The 21,106-nt window shown below is 66.2% G+C and carries 20 protein-coding genes and 1 tRNA gene; 5 read left to right on the top strand and 16 right to left on the bottom strand.

Annotated features, from left to right (window positions below):
* Nucleotides 1–40 precede the first annotated feature (40 nt).
* Entirely contained in the window at nt 41–379 is a 339-nt protein-coding gene (locus BLQ58_RS25560) for a DUF2917 domain-containing protein (RefSeq protein ID WP_092603029.1), read from the bottom strand.
* A gap of 177 nt (nt 380–556) precedes the next feature.
* On the opposite strand from BLQ58_RS25560, the gene BLQ58_RS25555 reads away from it, so the two are divergent.
* The gene (locus BLQ58_RS25555) at nt 557–1,957 is read left to right on the top strand and encodes an aminotransferase-like domain-containing protein (protein ID WP_092603027.1); all 1,401 of its coding nucleotides are present in this window, start codon (nt 557–559) and stop codon (nt 1,955–1,957) included.
* Here BLQ58_RS25555 and BLQ58_RS25550 read toward each other — a convergent pair whose 3' ends face one another.
* The 3 genes from BLQ58_RS25550 to BLQ58_RS25540 all read right to left on the bottom strand — a co-directional run bounded on the left by BLQ58_RS25550 (nt 1,958) and on the right by BLQ58_RS25540 (nt 6,516).
* A complete protein-coding gene (locus tag BLQ58_RS25550) occupies nt 1,958–3,367 on the bottom strand; it encodes a branched-chain amino acid transporter BcaP (protein WP_092603025.1) in 1,410 nt (469 codons plus the stop codon).
* 269 nt (nt 3,368–3,636) lie between these two features.
* On the bottom strand, nt 3,637–5,154 hold the full coding sequence (locus BLQ58_RS25545) for a CoA-acylating methylmalonate-semialdehyde dehydrogenase (RefSeq protein ID WP_092603023.1): 1,518 nt from the start codon (nt 5,152–5,154) through the stop codon (nt 3,637–3,639).
* 30 nt (nt 5,155–5,184) lie between these two features.
* Nucleotides 5,185–6,516 (bottom strand): omega-aminotransferase AptA, encoded by a 1,332-nt coding sequence (locus BLQ58_RS25540; RefSeq protein ID WP_092603021.1) that lies wholly within the window; start codon nt 6,514–6,516, stop codon nt 5,185–5,187.
* A gap of 306 nt (nt 6,517–6,822) precedes the next feature.
* Between BLQ58_RS25540 and BLQ58_RS25535 the strand changes: the two genes are divergently transcribed.
* Complete coding sequence (locus BLQ58_RS25535) at nt 6,823–8,268, top strand: aminotransferase-like domain-containing protein (RefSeq protein WP_092603019.1); 1,446 nt, start codon at nt 6,823–6,825, stop codon at nt 8,266–8,268.
* Between the two features lie 9 nt (nt 8,269–8,277).
* Here BLQ58_RS25535 and BLQ58_RS25530 read toward each other — a convergent pair whose 3' ends face one another.
* From BLQ58_RS25530 to leuC, 4 genes are all read right to left on the bottom strand, one after another.
* Nucleotides 8,278–8,865: an acyloxyacyl hydrolase gene (locus BLQ58_RS25530; RefSeq protein WP_254776150.1), complete on the bottom strand. Its 588-nt coding sequence runs from the start codon at nt 8,863–8,865 to the stop codon at nt 8,278–8,280.
* A 555-nt stretch (nt 8,866–9,420) separates the two neighbouring features.
* Complete coding sequence (locus tag BLQ58_RS25525) at nt 9,421–10,299, bottom strand: alpha/beta fold hydrolase (RefSeq protein WP_092603015.1); 879 nt, start codon at nt 10,297–10,299, stop codon at nt 9,421–9,423.
* Nucleotides 10,300–10,311: 12 nt separating this feature from the next.
* Complete coding sequence (leuD, locus tag BLQ58_RS25520; protein WP_092603013.1) at nt 10,312–10,956, bottom strand: 3-isopropylmalate dehydratase small subunit; 645 nt, start codon at nt 10,954–10,956, stop codon at nt 10,312–10,314.
* Nucleotides 10,957–10,969: 13 nt separating this feature from the next.
* The gene (leuC, locus tag BLQ58_RS25515; protein ID WP_092603011.1) at nt 10,970–12,385 is read right to left on the bottom strand and encodes a 3-isopropylmalate dehydratase large subunit; all 1,416 of its coding nucleotides are present in this window, start codon (nt 12,383–12,385) and stop codon (nt 10,970–10,972) included.
* A 138-nt stretch (nt 12,386–12,523) separates the two neighbouring features.
* On the opposite strand from leuC, the gene BLQ58_RS25510 reads away from it, so the two are divergent.
* Nucleotides 12,524–13,441: a LysR family transcriptional regulator gene (locus BLQ58_RS25510; protein WP_092603067.1), complete on the top strand. Its 918-nt coding sequence runs from the start codon at nt 12,524–12,526 to the stop codon at nt 13,439–13,441.
* Nucleotides 13,442–13,551: 110 nt separating this feature from the next.
* Nucleotides 13,552–14,562 carry a CDF family Co(II)/Ni(II) efflux transporter DmeF gene (dmeF, locus tag BLQ58_RS25505; RefSeq protein ID WP_092603009.1) on the top strand — a complete coding sequence of 337 codons (1,011 nt, stop codon included), beginning with the start codon at nt 13,552–13,554 and terminating at the stop codon, nt 14,560–14,562.
* A 21-nt stretch (nt 14,563–14,583) separates the two neighbouring features.
* On the opposite strand, the gene BLQ58_RS25500 is transcribed toward dmeF, so the two are convergent.
* Nucleotides 14,584–15,567 carry a quinone oxidoreductase family protein gene (locus tag BLQ58_RS25500; RefSeq protein ID WP_092603007.1) on the bottom strand — a complete coding sequence of 328 codons (984 nt, stop codon included), beginning with the start codon at nt 15,565–15,567 and terminating at the stop codon, nt 14,584–14,586.
* A gap of 71 nt (nt 15,568–15,638) precedes the next feature.
* On the bottom strand, nt 15,639–16,082 hold the full coding sequence (locus BLQ58_RS25495) for a GNAT family N-acetyltransferase (protein ID WP_092603005.1): 444 nt from the start codon (nt 16,080–16,082) through the stop codon (nt 15,639–15,641).
* On the opposite strand from BLQ58_RS25495, the gene BLQ58_RS29240 reads away from it, so the two are divergent.
* The gene (locus BLQ58_RS29240; RefSeq protein WP_175460001.1) at nt 15,963–16,328 is read left to right on the top strand and encodes a hypothetical protein; all 366 of its coding nucleotides are present in this window, start codon (nt 15,963–15,965) and stop codon (nt 16,326–16,328) included. The two genes, BLQ58_RS25495 and BLQ58_RS29240, sit on opposite strands and share 120 nt — an antisense overlap.
* Nucleotides 16,329–16,453: 125 nt before the next feature.
* Here BLQ58_RS29240 and BLQ58_RS25490 read toward each other — a convergent pair.
* From BLQ58_RS25490 to glmS, 6 genes are all read right to left on the bottom strand, one after another.
* A tRNA-Cys gene (locus BLQ58_RS25490) sits at nt 16,454–16,528 on the bottom strand.
* 145 nt (nt 16,529–16,673) lie between these two features.
* Entirely contained in the window at nt 16,674–17,153 is a 480-nt protein-coding gene (bfr, locus tag BLQ58_RS25485; protein WP_092603003.1) for a bacterioferritin, read from the bottom strand.
* A 224-nt stretch (nt 17,154–17,377) separates the two neighbouring features.
* Nucleotides 17,378–17,833: a PA2169 family four-helix-bundle protein gene (locus BLQ58_RS25480; RefSeq protein WP_092603001.1), complete on the bottom strand. Its 456-nt coding sequence runs from the start codon at nt 17,831–17,833 to the stop codon at nt 17,378–17,380.
* Between the two features lie 173 nt (nt 17,834–18,006).
* Nucleotides 18,007–18,603 carry a GTP cyclohydrolase II gene (ribA, locus tag BLQ58_RS25475; protein WP_092602999.1) on the bottom strand — a complete coding sequence of 199 codons (597 nt, stop codon included), beginning with the start codon at nt 18,601–18,603 and terminating at the stop codon, nt 18,007–18,009.
* 183 nt (nt 18,604–18,786) lie between these two features.
* Entirely contained in the window at nt 18,787–19,002 is a 216-nt protein-coding gene (locus BLQ58_RS25470) for a hypothetical protein (RefSeq protein WP_092602998.1), read from the bottom strand.
* Between the two features lie 265 nt (nt 19,003–19,267).
* Nucleotides 19,268–21,106 (bottom strand): glutamine--fructose-6-phosphate transaminase (isomerizing), encoded by a 1,839-nt coding sequence (gene glmS / locus BLQ58_RS25465; RefSeq protein ID WP_092602996.1) that lies wholly within the window; start codon nt 21,104–21,106, stop codon nt 19,268–19,270.

The raw sequence follows: 21,106 nt of genomic DNA, 5'->3' as shown, positions 1-21,106 counted from the left end.
TGGCGGCTCCGGATCCCAGGAGAAAGTATCTGACGCCCTGTCAGGCGTGGATCTGCGGGCAGTCGCCGAAGGCGTCGGTCTTGCGGGCGTCCCAGCGACGCTTGAGCTGGCGGACGACGAACACCGCACGGCGCAGCGACCACCGCGCCGGCGTCTCGGTCAGCAGGAAGCGGGCCACCGGCGCCTCGCCGGACAGCCAGACGCGGTCGCCTTCGACCAGCGCGTACACATCGCCGGGGCGCAGCCAGATGTCGGCCATCTGCCCTTCCAGGGTCAGCCACAGGCTGCCTTCCAGCGCGGTCACGCTCTGGCCGTGGCGCGCACGCCAGCTGACGGGCCGGCCGGGTTCGTCGAGTTCGAAAGTCCTGAGTTCACGCATGGGTGTCTCCTTGTCTTGCCGGTGCAGCCGCTCTGGATCAAAGGATCGGAGGCAAAAGGGGGCGCTGCACCACGCTTCCATTATTCATGGCGGGGACTACAATCCCATGCACAGTTCCGAACAGTTTTCGTTGAACTGTTCAGTAGTTTTGACTGACAGTTGCCGTCCCCGTCACCCATGAAACTCGTCATCGATTCCTCTACCGGCGTGCCCCTGACCGAACAGATCGTGCTGGGCGTGAAGGACTGGATCAGCTCGCGCGAGGCCACGCCGGGCGCCCGCCTGCCGTCGATCCGCGCACTGGCCGCCGAACACGGCATCAGCCGGTTTCCGGTCATCGAGGCGTACGACCGGCTGGTGTCGCAAGGTCTGGTCGATTCGCGCCAGGGTTCGGGCTTCTACGTGGCCGAGAGCGCGCTGACGGGGCGCCGCGGGCGCGGATGGTCGGACCCGAGCCTGGCCGAAGACCTGTCGCTGCATATCATCGACCAGTTCCACCATCCCAGCGGCACCCTGAAGCTGGCGGGGGGCTTCGTGCCCGAGGAATGGCGCGATGTGGAGGGGCTGACGCAGGCCATCCGCCATATCACCCGGCACGACATCGACAGCGTGATCCACTACGCCACCCCGCTGGGCCACCCGGCGCTGCGCAAGCATGTGCTGACGCGCGCGCGGCAGGTGGGGATCGAGGCGGAGCTGTCCCAGGTGCTGATCACCTCGGGCGCCAGCCAGGCGCTGGACCTGATCGTGCGCCATCTGCTGAAGCCGGGCGATACGGTCTTCGTGGAAGACCCCGGCTACTACAACCTGTTCGGGTTGCTGCGCATGCATGGCGTGCAGCTGGTGGGCGTGCCGCACACGCCGAACGGCCCCGACTCCGAGGCCTGCGAGCGGCTCCTGCGCGACCACAAGCCCAAGCTGTTCTTCACCAATAGCGTGCTGCAGAACCCCACTGGCTCCACGCTGGCGCCGCCCGTGGCGTTCCGCCTGCTCGAACTGGCGCGCAGGCACAATTTCCGGTTCGTCGAAGACGACATCTTTTCGGACTTCCAGCTCAATTTCACCGACCGGCTGGCCACGCTGGACCAGCTCGAACACGTGATCTACATCGGCGGCTTTTCGAAGACGGTGTCGGCCGCGCTGCGCGTGGGCTATATCGTCGCGGACAAGGCGCTGATCAAGGACCTGATCGACGTGAAGGTGCTGACCAGCGTGGCGGGATCGCATTTTGCCGAAGCCGTGACGGCGACGATGCTGGAGCGCGGCGCCTATCGCAAATACGTGGAGCGGCTGCGCGTGCGCACGCGCGAGGTGACGGCCGATGCCGTGAAGATCCTGGGCCAGTACGGCTGGGAGGTATTCTGCGAGCCGGCCGGCGGCAACTTCCTGTGGGCCCGCTCGCCCGCGATCGAGGACTCGCGCGAGCTGGTGGCGATGGCCGAGACCCATGGCATCTCGCTGGCACCGGGGCATTTCTTCCGTCCCGGCGGCGAGACATCGGCCTGGGTGCGCATCAATTCGGCCTACGCGGGCGAGCCGCGCTCGCGCGCCTTCTTCGAGCAGGCCAGCGCGCGCTGATCAGCCCTGGGCGTCGCCGCCGTGGTTGTGCAGCACGGCGTTGCGGCGCGAGTAGGCGAAGTAGATCACCAAACCCAGCGCCAGCCAGCAGAGGAACGCGATCCACGTCAGCTTCTGCAGGTGCGCCATCAGAAATAGACAAAACGCCACGGACAACAGCGGCACCACCGGCACGCCGGGGCAGCGGAACGTGCGCGGCAGGTTCGGCTGCGTACGGCGCAGCACCAGCGTGGCAATCGAGATCAGCGTGAAGGCCGACAGCGTGCCGATATTGATCAGTTCCGCCAGCACGTTCAGCGGCACGAACCCGGCGATGGCCGAAAATACGATACCCACCGTCCAGGTGGCCGTGAAAGGCGTGGCGTGGACGGGGTGGACGGCTGACAGGGCCTCGGGCAGCAGGCCATCGCGCGACATCGCAAAGATGATGCGCGTCTGGCCGTAGGTCATCACCAGGATCACCGTGGTCATGCCCAGGATGGCGCCCAGGTCCACAAACCCGGCCACCCAGTTCTGCCCCGCGTACTGCAGCGCCAGCGACACCGGATGATCGACGCCCTCGAACTTCATGAAGGGCACGATGCCGGTCATGATGGCCGCCACCGCCACGTACAGGATGGTGCAGACCGCCAGCGACCCGATGATGCCGATCGGCAGGTCGCGGCCCGGGTTGCGCACCTCCTCGGCCGCCGAGGTCACGGCATCGAAGCCGATGAACGCGAAGAACACCAGCGCCGCCGCGTTGAAGATGCCCGTGAAGCCGAACGGCGCGAACGGCTGCCAGTTGGCCGGCTTCACATGCCAGACGCCCACCGCGATGAACAGCAGCACCACGGTGATCTTGATGGCCACCATCACGTTGTTGAGCCGCGCCGACTCGCGCACGCCGTACGACACCACCCACGTGATCGCCAGCATGATCAGGATGGCGGGCAGGTTCACCAGCGTATGGACGCCCGGCACGGCGCCCGGCGCGGCCGTGATCGCGGCCGGCAGGTGCAGCTCGAAGCCGGCGACAAGCGACTGGAAGTAGCCAGACCACCCCACCGACACCGCCGAGGTAGCCAGCCCGTATTCGAGCAGCAGGTCCCAGCCGATCATCCACGCGATGATCTCGCCCAGCGTGGCGTAGCTGTAGGTGTAGATCGATCCGGAAACAGGAATCGCGGACGCAAATTCTGCGTAGCACAACGCTGCAAAGCCACAGGCCATGGCCGCAATCACAAACGACACGGTCAACGCCGGCCCGGCCGTCAGCGCGCCGGTGCCGGTCAGCACGAAGATGCCCGTGCCGATGATGGCGCCAATACCCATCAGCACCAGATCCACCGGCCCCAGCACCTTGCGCAATCCATCATGCTCGCTGACATCCAGCATGGATTCGATGTTCTTGGTGCGGAAGAGACTCATGGGCGGCTCCGGGCGAAAATCAGTGCATTGACTATAGGTTGTACAAGTCGCGCCGGCGGCCTGGGCCGCACATCTTTTGGATGGTGGGAAGACAGGGGGCGCCAGCGGAAGGGCGCGATGATACGCGCCGGGGGCGCGGTTGTCATGGCGGAGCCACGTCACCGCGACGCGCCCGACCCTGCTGGCGCACGGACAAAAAAAAGCGCCCCGTTCGGGGCGCCTTCAAGACGACGATGCCGTCCGGCATCAGGGAATCAGGAATCTGCGATTTACTTCGCCACCGGCATGGTGAACTCCGCGCCCTTGGCGATGCTGTCGGGCCAACGCTGCATCACGCTCTTGTAGCGCGTGTAGAAGCGCACGCCTTCCTCGCCGTAGGCGTGGTGATCGCCGAACAACGAGCGCTTCCAGCCACCGAACGAATGCCAGGCCATCGGCACCGGAATCGGCACGTTGATGCCGACCATCCCCACCTGGATCTGGCGGGCGAACGCACGGGCGATGCCGCCATCGCTGGTGTAGCACGACACACCGTTGCCAAATTCGTGACGATTGATCAGGTCCACCGCCTCGGCAAAATCATCCACGCGTACCACCGACAGCACCGGGCCGAAGATCTCTTCCTTGTAGATCGTCATGTCCGGCTTGACGTTGTCGAACAGCGTGCCGCCGACGAAGAAGCCGTTCTCGTGGCCGTCCACCTTGTGGCCGCGGCCATCGGTCACCAGCTTCGCGCCCTCGGCCACGCCCTTGGCGATATAGCCCTCGACCTTGGCCTTGTGCGCGGCCGTGACCAGCGGACCCATTTCGGCGTCGCCTTCCATGCCGTTGCGGATCTTCAGCGATGCGGCACGTTCGGCCAGGCGCGGCACGAGCTTGTCGGCCACCTCGCCAACCGCCACGGCCACCGAGATCGCCATGCAGCGCTCGCCGGCCGAGCCGTAGGCGGCCCCGATCAGGGCATCGACGGCCTGGTCCAGATCGGCATCGGGCATCACCACCAGGTGGTTCTTGGCGCCGCCCAGTGCCTGCACACGCTTGCCGTGCTTCGTGCCTTCGGTGTAGATGTATTCGGCGATCGGCGTGGAGCCGACGAACGACAGCGCCTGCACGTCGGGGTGCGCCAGCAGCGCATCCACGGCCGCCTTGTCGCCCTGCACCACGTTGAACACGCCATCGGGCAGCCCCGCCTGCTTGAGCAGGTCGGCGATCAGCAGGCTTGGCGACGGGTCACGCTCCGACGGCTTGAGCACGAACGTGTTGCCGCACGCCAGCGCCACCGGGAACATCCACATCGGCACCATCACCGGGAAGTTGAACGGCGTGATGCCGGCCACCACGCCCAGCGGCTGGCGCAGGTTCCAGTTGTCGATGCCGCCGCCGATGTTGTCGGTGAAATCGGTCTTGAGCAGGTTCGGAATGCCGCAGGCGAACTCCACCACCTCGATGCCGCGCGTGACTTCGCCCTTGGCATCGGAAAACACCTTGCCGTGCTCGCGCGTGATCAGCGCGGCCAGGTCGTCGTGGTGGCGGTCCAGCAGTTCCTTGAACTTGAACAGGATGCGCGCCCGGCGCAGCGGCGGCATCTCGGCCCAGGCCGGCCAGGCCGCCTTGGCGGCGGCCACGGCGGCGGCCACGTCGTCGGGGGTGCCCATGGCCACGCGGGCAGCGACGTCACCGGTGGCCGGGTTGAAGACATCGGCAAAGCGGTCCGTGCCCGCACGGTGCACGGTGCCGCCGATGTAGTGATGGATTTCGGCAATCTGCCGGTTTTCTGCGATGTTCACTGCGGTCTTCCTCTATGTCTCGGGCGGGTCTTACTGGATGCTCTGCAGGGCCTGGCGCACGGTGTCGAACAACTGGTCGATCTCGGCCTCGGAAATGATCAGCGGCGGCGAGAACGCCAGGATGTCGCCGGTGTAGCGTACCAGCACACCCAGCTCCAGGCATTTCAGGAACGCCTCGTATGCGCGCGCGCCCGGTGCGCCGGGGCGCGACTCCAGTTCCACGCCGGCCACCAGGCCGAGGTTGCGGATGTCCTTCACATAAGGCGCGCCACGCAGCCCGTGCACGGCGGCCTCGAATTTCGGCGCCAGCTCGGCTGCGCGTTCGAACAGCTTGTCGCGCTTGTACAGGTCCAGCGTGGCGATACAGGCCGCCATCGCCAGCGGGTGGCCGGAATACGTGTAGCCGTGCGGCAGTTCGATGCCGCCCTGCGGCGTGGCGTTGATCACGGCGTCGTGGACTTCGCGGCGCACGGCCACGGCACCCATCGGCACGGCGGCATTGTTGATGGCCTTGGCCATCGTGATCAGGTCCGGCGTGACCTTCAGGCGCTCTGCCGCGGTGGCCGCGCCCAGACGGCCAAAGGCGGTGATCACCTCGTCGAAGATCAGCAGGATGCCGTGCTTGCTGGTGATCTCGCGCAGTTTCTCCAGATAGCCGACCGGCGGGATCAGCACCCCGGCGGAACCCGCCATCGGCTCGACGATCACGGCGGCGATGTTCGACGCATCGTGCAGCGCGACCAGCCGTTCCAGGTCATCGGCCAGATGGGCGCCCCATTGCGGCTGGCCCTTCGAGAACGCCGCCTCGGCAATGTTCAGCGTGGCCGGCAGGTGGTCGGTGCCCGGCATCACGTTGGCCGACCACATCTTGCGGTTAGGGCCGATGCCACCCACGCCCAGCCCGCCAAAGCCGACGCCGTGGTAGCCACGCTCGCGGCCGATGATGCGCGTGCGCTGGCCTTCGCCGCGTGCGCGATGGTAGGCCAGGGCGATCTTCAGCGCCGTATCGACCGACTCCGAACCCGAGTTCGTAAAGAAAATGCGATCCAGACCCTTGGGCATCAGTGCAGCCACCTTGGTGGCGGCCTCGAATTCCAGCGGATGGCCCATCTGGAACGGCGGCGCATAGTCCAGCGTGGCAGCCTGCTGCGCGATCGCGTCGACGATCTCCTTGCGCGAATGGCCGGCGGCCACGCACCAGAGACCGGCGCAGCCATCGAGAACCTTGCGGCCATCGTGGGTCGTGTAGTACATGCCGCTGGCCGATGCCAGCAGGCGCGGGGCGGCCTTGTACTGGCGATTGGCGGTAAACGGCATCCACAGGGCTTCGAGATCGGGAATCACGGTCTTGGCGGCGTCCATACGTTCTCCTGGTGCGGTGTGCGGGGTGGCGCGCGAAATGCGGCGCCCGAGGTTTCCGGCAACTCTACCGGCGAGGTCTGGCGTAAAGAATATACGGTCACGAGATCGCCGCCTTACCGTACAGTTCAGTCACCGACAACCGTACAGGTGACCACCCCGCCGGCGGCGCGGCCGGACGGCGGCACGGTCCTTGTCACAGCCCTGAAACCGATCCGGCACAAGGCCTGCGCGCTGCAGCGCACCAATTCGGGCATCCTGCAGGGGTTGCCAGTACACTGTACAGGTTTCGCACCTTGCAGCCCTCCCATGCTGAACCTGAACCTCGCACGAAGCCGCCGTGGCGGAGAAACCCTGACCGAACAGATCGTGGCCGGCATTGCCGGGCTGGTGGACCAGCGCGCCTTGCGAGCCGGCGCCCTCCTGCCCTCGGTGCGGCGCTTCGCGCAGCAGCACAACGTCAGCACCTTCACGGTGGCGGAGGCCTATGGCCGCCTGACGGCGCTGGGCTATCTGACCGCCCGGCCGGGCTCTGGCTACACCGTGGCCCATCGCCACACGCCGGCGGGCCAGGCGCGCACGTCGCAATGGGAAGCCCCGGCGCTCAATGCCGCCTGGCTGCTGTCCGATGTCTTCGCCGACCATTCCGTGCCGATCAAGGCGGGCGCCGGCTGGCTGCCCGGCGACTGGCTCAACGAAGAAGGCCTGCACCAGGCCATGCGCAGCGCGGCGCGCGTGCCGGCGGCGCAGGTGTCCGGATACGGCCACCCATACGGCTTCGGCGCGTTGCGCGAACACATCGCCACGCACCTGAGCCAGTACGGCATCCCCGTGCAGGCCCAACAGGTCGTGTTGACGCAGGGCGCCACGCAGGCGCTGGACCTGGTGGTGCGCACCCTGCTCCGGCCCGGAGACACGGTGCTCGTGGAATCGCCGTGCTATTGCAATCTGTTGCAGATCTTGCGGCTGGCCGGCCTGCGCGCCATCGGCGTCAATCGTACCGAGCCCGGCCTGGACACCGATGCGCTGGAAGATGCCATCCGCCAGCACGCGCCCCGGGCCTTGTTTGTCAACACGGTGCTGCAGAACCCCACCGGCGCCAGCCTGACCAGCATGAATGCGTTTCGCGTGCTGCAACTGGCCGAGCAGCACCGGCTGCTGGTGGTGGAAGACGATATCTATCGCGAACTGGCGCCGGCCGGGTCGCCGATGCTGGCGGCCATGGACGGCCTGTCGCAGGTGATCTACGTCAATGGATTTTCGAAGACGATCACGCCGTCGCTGCGGGTGGGCTACCTGGCGGCCAGTCCGGACCTGGCCAAGGCCTTCGCGCAGACCAAGATGGCGGTGGGCCTGACTTCATCGGAAGTCACCGAACGGCTCGTGTATTCGGTGCTGACCAGCGGTCACTACGGCCGGCACGTGGCCGCGCTGGCCGAACGGCTCCGCGCGCAACAGGATCGGGTGGCGGAAAAGATGGAAGCGCATGGTCTGGAGATCATGCTGCGGCCCGACGGCGGCATGTTCGCCTGGGCCCGCCTGGCGCAGGAAGACGGCGCGCCGGCACTGACTGGCAACGAGCTGGCAACGCTGGCGCTGGAGCACGGCATCTGGCTGGCACCCGGTTCGTACTTCGAACCCGATGAAACCGATTCGCCGTGGATCCGCTTCAACGTGGCCACCGGCGATGCCCCCCAGCTGTGGGCGTTTTTCGACGCGCTGCGCGGCGGCCGGGCCCGCACCCGGGCCGCCTGACGCCGGCGATCAGAAGCGATAGCGCACGTAGCCGGTGTAGAAGTTGCTGCCCGGGTTCGGTTCCTTGATGCCGGCATTGGAAATGTGCTGGAACCGGAAACCGACCTCGGTATTGGCGTTCTTGCCAAAGCCCACGCCCACGCCGAGCATGTCGGAGAACTGGAAGGCGCTGCCCATGCGGTGTTCGTCGGACGTGCCGGTGTGCGTCAGCACGCGCAGGCCCACCGATGCTTCGGCGAACGGCACGAAGTAGCCACCGCGCTTTTCGACGCGCAGGATCGGCGAAATGCCAAATTCGAACAGGTTCTGCTGGTTGGTGCCCCCGCGTGCATCCCAGCCGGCCACGTTGAACTCGGCCTGCAGCCGGAACAGCCAGCCTTGCGGGTTGCCGTACTGGATCGGCGTGTTGAAGTTGACGCCCAGCTCGTACTTGTTGACGTCGTGGCTGGTATCGCGGCCATAGGCCACGTGCACGGCCGGATGGGCCCAGCCCACCAGCTCTTCGGCGCTGGCGGCCGAACTGGCACCAGCGACGGCTGCGGCGACGGCCAGGGTACGGAGGACGAACAGGGATCGGGGTGACTTGGCGAGATGCATGCGGCGTTCTTGTTGTGCTGTCTTCATGGATGAAGACATCGAAGAGAGTGACTCGGCAACTAGACGAAATCGACTGCCGGCCCCGCCAAAGCACCTTGGCGCTCGGGACGGGTCAGGCCCAGAGCCGCTCTACCACCCAGCTCGCGGCAACACAGATCCCGAGCCAGATGGCGAGGCAGCTTGCAATAAATCGGTACGTCATTGTGGGAATTAACAGCTGAGGAGAAATTTTGATGGAATTTTTGCGACGGATTATACATACATTCACGAATGCATGTAAATCGCCTGCTGGCTACGGATGTGCAGGCAACGCGGCAGTCCCATCAAAAAAACCTCCAGCTCGCGATGATGCCAGCACATGGCCGACCGTGCAGACGGGAAGTGAAACAGGCGTATCAACCGAAACGAGGTGGCAGCCTCTTCAGATGTGAAGCAAACGTCTTATTGGCTGATCGCGCCCAGGCCCTCGCGTCCCGGTCTGTCATGGCCGCCGCGCGCAGCCGGCCGGCTGCGGCGGGGAGAGAAATCTCTGAGAAATCAGAGAGTTGTTGATAATCAGTCGCGCAGGAACGGCAGGACTTCGGCCAGCAATTGCTCGGGTACTTCCTCGGCGATGTAGTGCCCGCAGGGCATGGCATGGCCCGTCACCCGGCGCGCAATCTTGCGCCATTCTTCCAAAGGTGAAAAACACTGTTCCACGGCACCGTTGGCGCCCCACAACGCCAGCATGTCGCATTCGACCTTTCGGCCGGCCTCGATGTCGGCGCGATCGTGCTCCAGGTCGATACCCGCGCTGGCCCGGTAGTCCTCGCACAGGCCATGCGCGGCGCCGGGCAGCTTCAGGCAGCGCAGGTACTCGGCCAGTGCGGCGTCGGTGAACGGCGTCATGCCGGCGCTGCGGCCGCCCATGGTCTGGCGCAGGTACAGCGCCGGATCGGCCTCGATCAGCGTTTCGGGGAACGGCGCCGGGCGGATCAGGAAGAACCAGTGGTAGTAGGCACGCGCAAAGGCCTCGTTGGTCTGGTTGTACATGGCCAGCGTCGGCGCGATGTCGAGCGTGACCAGCTTTTCCACGGCCTGCGGGTGATCGACCGCCAGCCGGTGCGCCACGCGGGCGCCCCGGTCGTGCGCCAGCACCCGGAATCGCCCGAAGCCAAGCTGGCGCATGACGGCCAGCTGGTCGGCCGCCATCACGCGCTTGCTGTAGTTGCTGTGGTCCGGCAGCCCGGCCGGCTTGCCGCTGTCGCCATAGCCTCGCAGGTCGGTGGCCACCACCGTGAAATGGCGCGCGAGTTCGCCCGCCACCTTGTGCCAGATCACGTGCGTCTGCGGGTGCCCGTGCAGCAGCAGCAGCGGCGGCCCCTCCCCGCCCACCACGGCGTGGATCGGTACCCCGTCATGGTCGATCCGGTGCGTCTTGAAACCTTCGAACATCGTCCTGTCTCCTTAGCCCGCCAGTCGGGCCATGGTAGTGCGGGCCACATCGCGAAGCCAGGGGCTGGCCGCATGGTGGCGGCGCGCGAATGCCGCAATGGCGTCGGCGTGGGTCAGCGACATGCCAATGATGTCCAGCCCGCGCCGGAACATGTCGAAGTGCCGGGCCGACATCGTGAACGGCGCCGTGAAGTCTCCGGCGGCCACGGTCATCGTGCCAAGATCGATGCGGATCGATGCCGGTGCCGTCGGGTCGCTCACGGCGCGCATCAGCACATCCACCTGGGCCTGGGGCAGCATCACCAGCAGCAGGCGGTTGTTCATGGCGTTCGAGTAGAAGATCTCGCCGAAGCTGGGCGCGATGACCGCGCGGATGCCGTACTGCTGCAGCCCCCAGACGGCGTGCTCGCGGCTGGAACCGCAGCCGAAGTTGGAGCCGGCCACCAGCACGCCGGTATCGCGCCAGGCCGGCTGGTTCAGCACGAAATCCGGGCGCGGCGCGCCATGCTCGTCGAAACGCATGTCGTAGAGCAGGCCACGGTCCAGCCCGGCCTTGTCGATGCCCCGCAGGAACTGCTTGGGCATGATCTGGTCGGTGTCCAGGTTCGGCAACGGCAGCGGTGCGCCCGTGCCTTCGATCAGGGTGAATGCGGACATTGTGAGTCTCCGGTCAGCGGGAAAGGCCGAGCTGGCGCACGTCGGTGATGCAGCCCGTGATGGCGGCCGCGGCGGCCATCGCCGGGCTCATCAGGTGGGTGCGGCCCGCCCGGCCCTGGCGGCCCTCGAAATTGCGGTTGGTGGTGGACGCGCAGCGTTCGCCGGGCGCCAGCACGTCGTCGTTCATGGCCAGGCACATCGAGCAGCCGGGCTTGCGCCATTCGAAACCGGCTTCCCGCAGCAGCGCGGCAATACCCTCGGCCTCGGCCTGCTCGCGCACGGCACCGGACCCCGGCACGACCATCGCGCGCACGCCGTCGGCCACCTTGTGTCCACGCACCACATCGGCCACGGCACGCAGATCCTCGATCCGCCCGTTGGTGCAGGAGCCGATGAACACGCGCTGCACCGGCAGGCCCTGCAGCCGGCTGCCGGGCGCCAGTCCGATATAGTCCAGCGCGCGTTCGGCCGAAGCCTGGGCGATGGCGTCGGAGGCGTCCGCCGGATGCGGCACGGCGGCGCTAACCGGGATCGCCTGGTCGGGGCTGGTGCCCCAGGTCACGTAGGGTTCCACTGCCGAGGCATCGAACACCAGTTCGGTGTCGAAGGCAGCATCGGCATCGGATGCCAGTTGCGCCCAGGCCGCGCGCGCGGCCTGCGCCATCGCCCCGTTGATATCGGCGGCGCGCTCCAGCACGTAGTTCACCGATGTCGCATCGGGCGCGATCAGCGCGCCACGTGCGCCGGCCTCGACCGTCATGTTGCACAGGGTCATGCGCGCTTCCATCGACAGGGCACGGATGGCGCTGCCCGTGAACTCCACCACGTAGCCGCGCGCGCCCTGGGCGCTGATGCGCGAGATGATGTGCAGGATCAGATCCTTCGACGTGGTACCCGACGGCAGCAGGCCATCCACGCGGATGCGCATGTCGCGCGCCAAGCGGTAGACCAGCGTCTGCGTAGCCAGTACGTGCTCCACTTCGGACGTCCCGATGCCAAACCCCAGCGCGCCAAACGCGCCGTACGTGGTGGTGTGGCTGTCGCCGCACAGCACGACCATGCCGGGGCGGATCATGCCGTGCTCTGGCGCGATGACGTGTTCGATGCCCTGCAGCGGATCATTGGTATCGAACAGCGGGATGCCGTGGAGATCGCAGTTGCGCTTGAGATTGCGTGCCTGCAGCGCCGACGCCGGGTCCTGGATCACGCGCGGCGACTCCGCGTGCGTCGGGATGATATGGTCGACCACCGCCAGTTGCTGGCCCGGCGCCGGCACCTTGCGGCCGTGCTCGGCCAGCCCCGCGAAGGCCTGCGGGCTGGTGTACTCGTTCATGATGTGCAGATCGGCGTAGAGCAGCACGTTGTCAGCGTCGAGCGTGACCACGGTGTGCGACTCCACGAGCTTGCGATACAGCGTGCGTCCGGCCATGTTGCTTGCCTGCCTGTTGTGGGGATGGAATGACAGGCAGTCTAATCGCGGAATCCATCGCTATAATTTCGCCAATCGCATTTCATTCGTGCCATGGATTCACCAGTCACGCTGGCGGATTTCAGCACGATCGCCGCTATGGACACCTTCTCGGACCTCGCCTTCTTCATCCTGCTGGTCAAGCGCGGCAGCCTGGCCGGCGCCGCTCAGCAACTGGGCCTGACCCCCTCGGCCGCCAGCAAGCGGCTGGCCGCGCTGGAGGGCAGGCTCGGCGTGCGGCTGCTGAATCGCACTACCCGGCGACTGTCGGTGACGCCCGAGGGCGAGGCCTACCTGGACCAGGGCGGGCGCATCCTGGCCGAGCTGGAGGAACTGGAACAGGGACTGGGCGGCAGCCGGGTGGCACCGCGCGGGTTGCTGCGGGTGAATGCCACGCTTGGCTTTGGCCGCCGGCATATTGCGCCGGCGGTGGGCGATTTCCTGCAGGCGTATCCCGATGTCGAAGTCCAGCTGCAGCTCACCGACCGCGCGCTGAACCTGGCCGAGGAAGGGTTCGATGTCGGCATCCTGGTGGGCGACCTGCCCGATGCCAGGCTCAACGCGCGCAAACTGGCGCCGAACAGCCGGCTGCTGTGCGCCGCGCCGGCCTACCTGGCGCGCCATGGCGAGCCGGCGTCGCCGCGCGCCCTGCAACAGCACCGCTGCATCGTCATCCGCGAGAGCGAAACCGCGTACGGCACCTGGCACCTGCAGGCGGCGGGCCGTCAGGAGACGGTCAAGGTGCGCGGCCCGGCGGCCACCAACGATGGCGAGGTGGCGGTGAACTGGGCGCTCCAGGGGCACGGCATCCTGCTGCGCTCCGAATGGGAGGTGGCGCCGCTGCTGCGCTCCGGGCGGCTCCGGCACGTGCTGCCCGAATGGTCGGCGCCGCCGGCCGATATCTACGCGGTGTATCTCTCGCGCGACAAGCTGTCGGCCCGCGTGCGCGCCTTTGTCGACTTCATGGCCGATCACTTTGGCGGCTACGACACGGCGGCCGACTATCACGGCTGGTAGCCGGCCCCGCCGGCGCCGCAACACCCCCCTGCCCCCATGGTTGTCAGATGACTGTCGGGATGCGGCTGCTACCCTAGAGGCTGCATCCATCCCGCATCACGGACTACCTCATGCATACGCACAATTTCTCGGCGTGGACCCATTCCCACGTCTTCGACACCGGCAACCAGGCCGCCGAACGCGGCACCCGCCTGGTGATGTGGATCACGCTGGCGATGATGGCCATCGAGATCGCCGCCGGCCTGGGCTTCAATTCGATGGCCTTGCTGGCCGACGGCTGGCATATGAGTTCGCACGCGGTGGCCATCGGCCTGTCGGCGTTTGCCTATGCCGCGGCCCGGCGGCTGGCACAGGACGCGCGCTTCACGTTCGGCACCTGGAAAATCGAGGTGCTGGCCGCCTTTGCCAGCGCCGTCTTCCTGCTGGGTGTGGCCGGCCTGATGGCATTCGGCTCCATCGAGCGGCTGTTCAGCCCGGCGCCGATCCACTACCGCGAAGCCATGGCCGTGACCGCCATCGGCCTGCTGGTCAACCTGGGCTGCGCGCTGATCCTGGGCGGCGCCCATCACGGGCATGACCACGGGCATGACCACGGGCACCATCACCACCACGGCCATGGCCATGGTCACGATCACGGCCACCCGCATCACGACATCAACCTGCGCGCTGCCTACCTGCACGTGATTGCCGATGCGGCCACGTCGGTGCTGGCCATCGTGGCACTCGCCGGCGGCTGGTGGCTGGGCTGGAGTTGGCTTGACCCGGTGATGGGTCTGGTGGGCGCCGTGCTGGTGGGTCGCTGGGCGATCGGCCTGCTGCGCCAGAGCGGCACGGTGCTGCTGGACCGCGAGATGGACCACCCCGTGGTAGACGAAGTGCGCGAAGTGCTCGACGAATTCGCCCACGGCGAAGGCCACACCCGCGTGGCGGACCTGCACGTCTGGCGCGTGGGCCGCGAGCAGTTTGCCTGCATCGCCAGCCTGGTCACGCACGACGCCACGCTGACGCCGCAGCGCGTGCGCCAGGCGCTGTCCATCCACGAGGAACTGGTGCACGTCAGCGTCGAGATCAACCAGTGCGACGACGGCGCGGCACCGGGCCGCGCCACGCATCGCCACTAGATCGCGGCCGACGTCGGGGATTCAGGGCTGCAGCAGGATCGCGCCGGTCGTCTCGCGGCGCTCGGCCGCCTCGTGCGCGTGCGCCACATCGGCCAGCGGGAAGCGGGCGCCGATATCGACCTTCACATGGCCGGCGGCGATGGCATCGAACAGATCCCGGGCATTGGCGCGGAAGCGCGCCGCATCGGCGTTGTGCGGGAACACCGACGGCCGGGTCAGGAACAGGCAGCCCTTCTTGTTGAGCAGCTCGGGCTCGATGGCCGGCGCCGGGCCCGATGCCGCGCCGTACAGCACGACCATGCCGAAGGTCTGGGCGCAGTCGAGCGACCCAAGGAAGGTGTCCTTGCCCACGGCGTCATAGACCACCGTCACGCCGCGCCCGTCGGTGGCATCGCGCACCTGCTTGACCCAGTCGCCATGGCTGTAGTCGATGGCGACATCGCAACCGGCCGCCCGCGCGCGCTCGCACTTGGCCGCCGAACCGGCCGTGCCGATCACGCGCGCGCCCAGCGCCTTGGCCCAGCCACTGAGGATCTGGCCCACGCCGCCGGCCGCCGCATGCACCAGCACCGTGTCGCCGGGCTTGACCGCATGGGTATGGCGTACCAGGTACTGCGCAGTCATGCCCTTGAAGATGGTGGCGGCGGCCTGTTCGTCGCTGACGTTGTCGGGCAGCTTGACGAGCTTGTCGGCGGCCACGTTGCGGCCTTCCGAATAGGCGCCCAGCCCCGCGTTCATGTAGGCCACGCGGTCGCCCACGGCCACATCGGTCACGCCCTGCCCCACCGCCTCCACCACGCCGGCCGCCTCGAAGCCCAGCCCGGTCCCGGCCGGCAGCGGATACGTGCCACGGCGCTGGTAGATATCGATGAAATTGAAGCCGATGGCCGTGTGCCGCACGCGCGCCTCGCCGGGGCCAGGATCCGGCAGTTCCACCGATTCCAGCCGCATGACCTGCGGCAGACCAAATTCGTGAAGGCGGATGGCGCGGACGGTCGTCGGCATGGGGTCTCCTCGTTGTACTGGCTGAACGTGAAGGCCCGATTATTGACGCTTTTACGAAACCTTGCCGGCGCTCACATCAGTTCGGCGCTCATGCACAGCGCGCTGGTATCGCGCAGCCGCCGGAACTCCTGGCTCTCCAGTACCTCGGTGGGCAGCTTCGACGCGTGAATCAGCGAGAAACCGTAACGCGCGAAGTAGCTGGGGCAGGTGGACGTCAGCAAGACCGCGCGACGGCTGCCGTTGGCACGCGCGCGCATCATCACGGCGTGTACCAGATGGCTGGCCACGCCCTGGTCGCGCCATTCGCGCAGCACGGCCACCGATCGGATAATCGCCGTATCGCCAAATAGCTCGGCACAAGCGCAACCCACCAGTTGCGCTTCTAGCACGGCCACATGAAATTCGCCGACGAGTCGCGGCAGATCGTCTATCGGCAAGCCGCACCGCTCAAGAACAGTGCCGATAGCGAGCGTATCCGACGGCTGCGCCATCCGGATTCGCATGTCTTTAATCATTGGGAGCCTCTGTTTCTCTCATCACGTTGCGACGGATACGCCATGGAAGCCCTGCATGGTGAAACGTGGTGCGCCAGCTGCCGTGCCGCCACGACCGGCGGGTCGTACGACAACGGCACCAAGGAGAGCGGTGAATTGCTGACGATTGGTGCACGCGGGCCTCACAGTATCGCAATCGCGCCCGAGTTTCCAGAGGGAAATCACCGAATGCGACGCGTGCCATGCATAGCCAGAAAGCGAGCATAAATAGCGCCAGGCCTGCCCCTCGGTATCGGCATGTTTCGTGAAGATAATGCGTGCGTGGAAGAACGCCCACCGAGGTGACTGCAGCGGAGAAAACCGGGAAGGAAGACGGGATACGCTTCGGGGAGTGGAGGCGGGGATACGGAATCGAACCGTCGTAAACGGCTTTGCAGGCCGTCGCATAACCACTCTGCCACCCCGCCCCGGGATGCCGGCCCGAATGGGCCGTTCTGTGGTGCGGGGCGCAGTGTAGCCGAAGTGAGAAAAGTCTGCAGGACGTGGATCCGTCCTGCCAGCCGGCAAGGGAGCGGCGCGGAAGCAGGGGAACGCGCGGGGTGGCCGGCCCGGCTATTCCTCCGGCCCACCCATGGCCGACTGCAGGTAGTTCTGCACGCCGACCTTGGCGACCAGTTCGATCTGGGTCTGCAGCCAGTCGATATGGTCTTCGGTGTCGTCCAGGATATCGGTCACGATGTCTCGCGACACGTAGTCACTCACAGATTCAAAGTACTTGATCGCTTCCTTCAGGCTGGCCTGGGATACCAGTTCGAGCTTCAGATCGCAGCCGAGCATTTCCTCGGTGTTCTCGCCGATCATGAGCTTGTCCAGATCCTGCAGGTTGGGCAGGCCGTCGAGCATGAGAATACGTTCGATCAGCCGATCGGCATGCTTCATTTCCTCGATCGACTCTTCATACTCATGTTTGCCCAGCGCCTGGAGACCCCAATGGCGATACATGCGGGCGTGCAGAAAATACTGGTTGATTGCCGTCAGTTCGTGCTTGAGCTGACCGTTGAGCAACTGAATTACCTTTTTGTCTGCTTTCATGACCTTGGTCCCCTTCGATCCTTAATACGGGCCAGCGACGATTTTCATGGTAATTCCCCGCTCCGGAACTTCAAGCTCCGCGCGGCTTTCCGGCCGATCATTGTTTGCAAACCCGGCAAAATGCCGCACAACGATGAATATGCGAGTGATACTGATTCCGATTCATGGGAAATAAAAAAGGCGCCTCGCAATGGAGGCGCCTTTCTTCATATTGACCGGACCATTCATTCACCGCTCGCACGATAGCGATTGCGCAGATCCCGAATCAGGTCGTGATTGCGCAGCACGCCCTGATATTGCCGTTCGATCAGTGCCCGAATATCGAAACTGAGATCGCTTTCCTGCAGCGCATCGGCGTACTTCTTCTTGGCAACGTCCTCGCCCTTCTCGGTTTCTTCCAGAATGGCCAGATCGGTGCGGTCCGTTACCGCCGTGCGCAGGCTCAGCCAACCGCGATGCAGCGCACCGGCCACGCTGCCGTGGTCTTCAGGCTTGCCGCCGAGCGCGGCCACCTGCGCCTGAAGCTCGCGCACAGCCGCGCCAATCTCCGTGGCCCGGCTCGAAAACAGCGTCTTCAGTTCCGGATTCTTGGCATCTTCGGCAGCCTTGCGAAACCCTTCCTCGCCATCCCGCGAGACTTCAATCAGGTCATTAAGCACAGAGACGTTGTTGTCAGCCATGTCGGACTCCTCTCATCAGCGCGCACGCACCGCGCGACGCGCATGGAACATCCCGCGCGGCCTGAAGCCACGCGGCCCTTGTGTTCCAAGATAGAAGAGTGGCCCCGGCCGGGCTGTCGGGGGGCCTCGCAAGCCGCTGTCGGCCTATGCCTACAGGCCCGCAGCGCGGAGGATCAGTCCAGCAAGTGGCCCATGCGTGACCGCTTGGTGGCCAGGTACTTCTCGTTTTCGGAGTTGGACGGCACGATGTGACGCATCTGCTCCGTCACCTTGATGCCCGCGTCTTCGAGCGCCTTGATCTTGATGGGGTTGTTGCTCATCAGGCGAACCGACGTGACGCCCCATTGGCGCAGGAAATCGGCGGCAAACGCATACGTCCGCGAATCGATGGCCTGGCCCAGCGCCAGGTTGGCATCGACGGTATCGAGCCCGGTGTCCTGCAGCGCATAGGCGCGGATCTTGTTGGACAGGCCGATGCCCCGGCCTTCGTGGCCGCGCAGGTACAGCAGCACGCCGCGGCCTTCCTCGGCGATCTTCTTCATGGCCAAGTCGAGCTGTTCGCCACAGTCGCAGCGGCACGAGCCGAACACATCGCCGGTGAGACACTCGGAATGCAGGCGCAGGAGCACGTCCTCGCCCGAGATATCGCCCATCGAGAGCGCCAGGTGTTCGGTGCCAGTGTCCACGCCCTGGAAGGCATGGGCAGTGAATTGGCCATAGCGGGTCGGCAGCCGGGCGGAGCCGATCAGCTCACTTTCTAGGTCTTTCATATTGATGTTCGCTGGAGGCGCCATGGTGCCCGCGCGGCATGATGCGGGCGCGGGGCAGGCGCGCCACGAAGCGCCGATTGGGAGAGGCGCCGACGCGGCATGCCGGCAAGGATACCGCGAAATGCAATCCGCCATCTGCAGAGGGGTTACCGGGCGGTAGGCCGCAGGCCGGTTGCAGTGGGATCAATCGGGGACGAACAGCCCGCCCGACCGGGCACGGCGGATGCGAACCGGCTGGTTGTTCCGGCCAATCTGGGTGAAGCGATACCTGAACTCCACCGGCGTCAGAACCGCCGGATCGGGCACATGCTTGCGGCAACGATACCGCTGAAGGCCCCGCTCGGAGAGCAGGAAGTCGAGGCGCTTGCGCCAGAAGGCGGCCTGCAGGTCGTCCCGCATGGGGGATTCATGTCCAACTTTTGGGGTGCAGTTCAAGCGGGAGGCCTTTTACTTTGTAGCGCGCCGGAAACGCAACGGCTATGAGACAACGCCGCAATCGTGCTGGACCTTGCGTCAGCTCGTGCCGGGACGCGTTCGAGACGACCACTTCAGACGACCGCTTTCGCCCCGACAGCATGGCCCGACAAAGACAAAGGCCGCCCGGAGGCGGCCCTTGTTCGATGGTCGATGGCCCGATAGCCCGATGGCAGGGCCGGACGCAGGATTACTCCACCGTCACCGACTTCGCCAGGTTGCGCGGCTTGTCCACGTCGGTACCCCGGGCGCAGGCCGTGTGGTATGCCAGCAGTTGCAGCGGCACCACGTGCAGGATCGGCGAGAGCGCGCCGTAGTGCTCGGGCATGCGGATCACCTGGATGCCGTCCGACGACTGGATGTGCGTGTCCGAATCGGCAAACACGTACAGGCGGCCGCCACGGGCGCGCACTTCCTGGATGTTCGACTTCAGCTTTTCCAGCAGCGCGTCGTTGGGGGCCACCGTCACCACCGGCATGGCTTCCGTCACCAGCGCCAGCGGGCCGTGCTTGAGCTCGCCCGCCGGATACGCCTCGGCGTGGATGTACGAGATTTCCTTGAGCTTCAGCGCGCCTTCCAGGGCGATCGGGTAATGCAGGCCACGGCCCAGGAACAGGGCGTTCTCGCGGCGGGCAAAATCCTCGGACCAGGCGATGATCTGCGGCTCCAGCGCCAGCACGCCATGCAGCGCGGCGGGCAGGTGACGCAGGTTGGTCAGCGCATCGGCTTCCTGCTGCTCGGTCAGGTGGCCGCGTACCTTGGCCAGCGCCAGCGTCAGCATGTACAGCGCGGCCAGCTGCGTCGTGAACGCCTTGGTCGACGCCACGCCGATTTCGGTGCCGGCGCGCGTCAGGAAGCGCAGTTCCGTCTCGCGCACCATCGCGCTGGTGGCCACGTTGCAGACGGCCAGCGTGTGCGTGTGGCCCAGCGATCGGGCGTGGCGCAGCGCGGCCATCGTGTCGGCGGTCTCGCCCGATTGCGAGATCACCACCACCAGGGCGCGCGGGTTCGGCACGGTGTCGCGGTAGCGGTATTCGCTGGCCACTTCCACCTGGGTCGGGATCCTGGCGACCGATTCCAGCCAGTACTTGGCCGTGCAGCCCGAGTAGTAGCTGGTGCCGCAGGCCAGGATCAGGATGCTGTCGATCTCTGCAAACACCTGCGCGGCGCTGTCGCCGAACAGGTCCGGCGTGATGGCGGCGATGCCTTCCAGCGTATCGCCAAGCGCACGCGGCTGCTCGAAGATTTCCTTCTGCATGAAGTGGCGGAACGGGCCCAGTTCCACGGCCGCGGCATGCGCTTCCACCACGCGCTCCTCACGCTGCACCTCGGCGTCATGGACGTCGCGGATCGTGGCGCCGGCGCGGGTCAGTTCGACCACGTCGCCCTCTTCCAGATAGATGATGCGGTTGGCCGTGCCGGCCACGGCCAGCGCGTCCGACGCCAGGAACGACTCGTCGTTGCCCAGCGCCACCACCAGCGGCGAACCGGCGCGCGCGCCGACCACCACGTCGGGCTGGTCCTTGGCCACCACGGCGATCGCGTAGGCGCCATGCAGGCGCTTGGTCACCGCGCGGACCGAGCCGAACAGGTCGCCACGGGTGGCGCTGCTGGGATAGGTGTAGGCCTGGTGAATCAGGTGGGCCACCACTTCGGTATCGGTCTGCGACTCGAAACCGTAGCCCACGGCACGCAGTTCGTCGCGCAACGGCTCGTAGTTCTCGATGATGCCGTTGTGCACCAGCGCGATGGTCTCGTCCGAGAAATGCGGGTGCGCGTTGACGGTATCGGGCTTGCCGTGCGTGGCCCAGCGCGTGTGGGCAATCCCCAGCTGGCCCCCCAGACCCGACGACTGGGTCTGCGTATCGAGGTCGGCCACGCGCGACACGGTGCGCGCACGCTCCAGGATCGCGTCGCGCACCACGGCCACGCCGCAGGAGTCGTAGCCACGGTATTCCAGGCGACGCAGCCCTTCAACCAGGACGGGAACGATATTGCGGTGCGAAACCGCGCCGACGATGCCACACAT

The organism is Ralstonia sp. 25mfcol4.1, from assembly GCF_900104095.1.
GTDB lineage: Bacteria > Pseudomonadota > Gammaproteobacteria > Burkholderiales > Burkholderiaceae > Cupriavidus.
Note: the sequence above shows the minus strand (reverse complement) of the source record. Positions and strands in the feature narration are given on the sequence as shown.